The organism is Streptomyces sp. URMC 123 (assembly GCF_051386515.1).
Taxonomy (GTDB): Bacteria; Actinomycetota; Actinomycetes; order Streptomycetales; family Streptomycetaceae; genus Streptomyces.
The window spans coordinates 1-4,330 of sequence record NZ_JBPQTV010000439.1; the positions used below are offsets into that span (position 1 = coordinate 1).

General features: G+C 74.0%; 4 protein-coding genes and 3 tRNA genes. 5 read left to right on the forward strand and 2 right to left on the reverse strand.

Annotation, left to right across the window (positions count from 1 at the left end):
• The first annotated feature begins 109 nt into the window (after positions 1 to 109).
• From ACSNOD_RS28875 to ACSNOD_RS28895, 5 genes are all read left to right on the forward strand, one after another.
• Positions 110 to 460 carry a metallopeptidase family protein gene (locus ACSNOD_RS28875; RefSeq protein WP_436770025.1) on the forward strand — a complete coding sequence of 117 codons (351 nt, stop codon included), beginning with the start codon at positions 110 to 112 and terminating at the stop codon, positions 458 to 460.
• 76 nt (positions 461 to 536) lie between these two features.
• Positions 537 to 2,174, forward strand: coding sequence for a metallophosphoesterase family protein (locus ACSNOD_RS28880; RefSeq protein ID WP_436770026.1), 1,638 nt, complete (start codon positions 537 to 539; stop codon positions 2,172 to 2,174).
• 150 nt (positions 2,175 to 2,324) lie between these two features.
• Positions 2,325 to 2,397 (forward strand) — tRNA-Glu (locus ACSNOD_RS28885).
• A 46-nt stretch (positions 2,398 to 2,443) separates the two neighbouring features.
• Positions 2,444 to 2,518 (forward strand) — tRNA-Asp (locus ACSNOD_RS28890).
• A 4-nt stretch (positions 2,519 to 2,522) separates the two neighbouring features.
• Positions 2,523 to 2,596, forward strand: a tRNA-Phe gene (locus ACSNOD_RS28895).
• Positions 2,597 to 2,673: 77 nt separating this feature from the next.
• On the opposite strand, the gene ACSNOD_RS28900 is transcribed toward ACSNOD_RS28895, so the two are convergent.
• Entirely contained in the window at positions 2,674 to 2,949 is a 276-nt protein-coding gene (locus ACSNOD_RS28900) for a hypothetical protein (RefSeq protein ID WP_436770027.1), read from the reverse strand.
• Positions 2,950 to 3,054: 105 nt separating this feature from the next.
• Positions 3,055 to 4,116, reverse strand: coding sequence for an ABC transporter permease (locus tag ACSNOD_RS28905; RefSeq protein ID WP_436770028.1), 1,062 nt, complete (start codon positions 4,114 to 4,116; stop codon positions 3,055 to 3,057).
• Positions 4,117 to 4,330 lie beyond the last annotated feature (214 nt).

The window sequence follows — 4,330 nt, forward strand, 5'->3', positions numbered from 1 at the left end:
GGACGGGACGTGCGGGAGGTTCCGAGGGCACCACCGGACCATTCTCGCCCGGCTCCCGCCCCCGCCCGCCGTGCCACGCGCGACCCCGGCCGGGGGCGAGAATGGTCGTGTGCTGGAGATGACGCGCGACGCCTTCGAAGAGCTGGTGAGTGACGCTCTGGACCGCATTCCGCCCGAGCTGACCCGGCTCATGGACAATGTGGCGGTTTTCGTCGAGGACGAGCCGGGCCCGGAGGACCCGGAGCTGCTCGGCCTGTACGAGGGGACGCCCCTCACCGAGCGGGGGGACTGGTACGGCGGGGTCCTGCCCGACCGGATCACCATCTACATGGGTCCGACACTGCGCTACTGCGAGACGCCCGAGGACGTGGTCGAGGAGGTCTCGGTCACCGTGGTGCACGAGATCGCCCACCACTTCGGCATCGAGGACGAGCGCCTCCACGAGCTCGGCTGGGGCTGAGGGGCCTCCCCCGGCCGGGAGCCGCGGCCTCCCCCGCGCCCGCATGGGCCGCTCGCCCCCTGGGCATAGGGCCCCCATGGGCCCCCAGGACCCCCGCCCGCACGGACCGCACCGCACACACCGCCCACACCGCGTCCCCCGCCGACCCCGCCCGCTGCCCGAGGGCGGCGCGCCGGAAGCGCACCCGTACCGCTCCGCCCTCGGTCTGATCGCCGTCGTCCTCGTCGGTGCCTGGCTCGGCCTCCTGGTCGTCGGCAGCGTCCGCACCCCCGTGGGCCCCGTGGACACCCGAATGACCCTGCGCCCCTCCCTCACCGGCGGCACCAAGGTCAACGTCTCCCCGCTGGGCGCACTGGAGCTGCGCAGCCACCACGCCCCGATCCGGCTGGACGTCGACGTCGACCAGCTCGACCCCGAGCGCTCCCGGGCGCTGGTGAAGCACCCGGAGCGGATCAACGGGCTCCAGGAGGACATCGTCCGGGACGTCGTCGCGGGCACCCGCGAGCTGGCGATCCGCTCCTGCGCGGCCGTGGTGGTCGGGGCCACCGCCCTCGGCCTGGCCGTCTACCGGCGCCCGCGCCGGGCCCTGGCGGCCGGCGGTCTGGCGCTGGCGCTGCTGGCGGCGTCCGGCACGGCCGCGTACGCCACCTGGAACCCGCAGTCCGTCCTGGAGCCGAAGTTCTCCGGGCTGCTGTCGGGCGCCCCCTCCGTGGTCGGCACCGCCCGCGGCATCGTCAGCGACTTCGACGTCTACCAGAAGGAGTTGGCCCGGCTGGTGACCAATGTCACCAAGCTCTACGACGCGACCGCCACCCTGCCCACGTACCAGCCGGACCCGACGACGACCCGGCTGCTGCACGTGTCGGACATCCACCTCAACCCGGCCGCCTGGCACATCGTCGAGTCGCTGGTGAAGCAGTACGACATCGATCTGATCGTGGACTCCGGCGACACCATGGACCACGGCACCGAGGCCGAGAACGGCTTCCTCGACCCGATCTCCGACCTGGGCGCGCCGTACGTCTGGGTGCGCGGCAACCACGACTCCGCGGCCACCCAGCGGTCCATGGCGGGGCGGAAGAACGTGCACGTCCTGGACGACGCCCGGCCGGTCGAGGTGGCCGGGCTGCGGCTGGCGGGCATCGGCGACCCGCAGTTCACGCCGGACCGCTCGGTGGTGCCGGCCGGGGACCCGGCCGAGCGCGCCGCCGGCGAGCGGCTGGCCGCCGCGCTGCGGGCCGAGCGGGAGCGGGGCACCCCGGTGGACATCGCGGTGGCCCACAACCCGGTGGCCGCGGCGGAGGCGGACGGGACGGTGCCGTTGGCCCTGGCGGGGCACACCCACAACCGCCGGACCAGCGTGCTCTCCGACGGCACCCGGCTGATGATCCAGGGCTCCACCGGCGGCGGGGGGCTGCGGGCGGTGGAGGGCGACGAGCCGGCGGACATCGAGGCCTCCGTGCTCTATCTCGACCGGGACACGCGCCGGCTCCAGGCGTGGGACGAGATCACGCTGGGCGGGCTCGGGCTCTCCACGGCCGAGGTGGCCCGCCGGCTGCCGGAGGAGAACCGCCCGGGCGGACCCACGCCGTCCGGTTCCCCGTCCGGAGCGCCCGGTTCCGCGCCCGGCTCCCGGCCCGGATCGCCCTCCGGCTCCCCGTCCGGACCGGCCTCCGCGCCCGCCTCCCCGCCCCGGCCGCCACGGGCCCGCTAGCCGCTCGTCGGCGCAGGTCGGAGCCCCTTGCGCGGCGCCCTCGGGGGGCCCGCGCGACCCCCGCCCGGAAACCGTTTTGGCGAACCCTCCCCGCATCCCATATGCTTCTCACGTCCCCGACGGCGCCGAAAGCGCCCAGGTGGGCCATCAGCCCTCATCGTCTAGTGGCCCAGGACGCCGCCCTTTCAAGGCGGTAGCACGGGTTCGAATCCCGTTGGGGGCACGCACCACCCTGTGCGAGACTTGTTCTCGCACGATGCTTGAAGCTTGGTCCTGTGGAGCAGTTTGGAGTGCTCGCCACCCTGTCAAGGTGGAGGCCGCGGGTTCAAATCCCGTCAGGACCGCTGCGGCTGGGTAGCTCAGTTGGTACGAGCGTCCGCCTGAAAAGCGGAAGGTCGCCGGTTCGACCCCGGCCCCAGCCACCGCATCGATGAAGCCCCCGCCCTTCCGGACGGGGGCTTCATCGATTTTCCGGCCCTTCCGGGCCCTGCCTCTACGTCTACCTCGCGTTCCGCAGGTCCTCCGGGGCGGCGGCCCGCTCGTCCGGCTGCCCCGCGTCCGAGTGCTCGGCGTCCGCCCGCTCGGCGCCCCGGTCGGGGAACATCAGCCAGACCCCGCCCCGGATGATCCCCATGCCGGCGAGCCCGATGCCGAGCTTCACGGGCCACATCCCCGAGGCCCAGGAGTGCGGCTGCCCGAAGACCAGCCAGGAACAGAGCGCGATTCCGCCGGCCACGACCACGACGCCGAGGGCGCGGCTCCACCCGTCAGACAAGAATCCATTCATCCCTCCATGATCCCGGACACCCGGGGCTCCGGGGAGGCTCCCCGGCTCCGGACGGCCCGCGGCCCGGGAAGGCCCGGAGGGCCGGCCGGGGGCCTAGCCCTCCGCGGGGCCGGTCATCGCGGGGGTGGCCTTCTCCCGGCCGCCCGGATGGCGGTGCCGCCAGGTCCAGAAGACCGCGCAGGACACCGCGGCCCACGCCCCCAGCACCAGGAACGGCACCGGGCTCTGGTGATCACCGAAGTAGACGGCGGTGTGCTGCGCGTTCACCGACGCCCCCGGCGGCAGCCAGCGGCCGATGTGCCCGAGCAGCGACGGCAGCAGCGGCCAGGACACCGCCCCGCCGGAGGACGGGTTGCCCAGCAGCACCATCAGGCCCCAGGTCGGCAGGATCGCCCAGCGCCCTATCAGCGTGTTGAACATCGTGAAGACCATGCCGCTGGCGAACATGGTCAGCGCGAGGATCAGCCAGGACTCCGTGAACGGCAGGTCCACCGCGTCGACCACCCAGTCGACCACCGCCGCGATGGTGAACCCGCCGAGCAGCGCGTAGCCGGCCGTGAAGGCGATCCGCTCGCCGGGGGTGAGCGCCCGGGCGTGCACGCTGAGCTGGACGGCGCCGATGAAGCCGATCACCACGGCGGCCAGCGAGATGTAGAAGATCGCCAGGCCGCGCGGGTCCCCGCTCTGCGGCGGCTTGATGTCCTCGACCCGCACCGGCACCCCGGCCGCGGCCCCCGCCTTGGGCGCGGCGTCGGCCAGCAACTGCGCGACGGACGCGCTGGCGGCCCCGGCGACGTCCAGCTCGATGTCTCCGCCCGGGTCGCGCAGCCGCAGCACGGCGAACACCTTCTGCTCCTCCACCGCCTCGCGCGCCGCGTCGTAACTGGGGTAGTCCCGCAGCTCCAGGGAGGTGTTGAGGGACCGCTCCAGCTTCTCGGTGAAGGCGGCGGCCGGGGTGCCGGGCGTGCCGGCCTCGCCCACCACGGCGGTGGGGATGCGGTGCGGCGTCGGATCGGCCATGGCGTAGGTGTACGAGCCGGCGAAGAGGCCCGCCGCGGCCGCGAGGATGAGCATCAGCACGGTCGCCGGCAGGAAGGGCGAGCCGGTGAAGGCCCGCCAGCGCTCCGGGGCGGTACGGGTACGGATCTCGCTCATGCCCGCCACGCTAGATCACGCAATACGGGCATACGACGTCGGGTCCGCCCGTATGGCAGCAAGCGGGGCGTATGGGGCGGAGGCCGTCAGTCCCCCGCGGCCCGCTCCTCCACCGTCTCCGCCGACCGTCCCCGCCGCACCCCGGCGTACAGCAGCACCGCGCCGACGGCCGCCACCACGGCCACCAGCAGCACGGAGTCCGGCACCGCCGCGC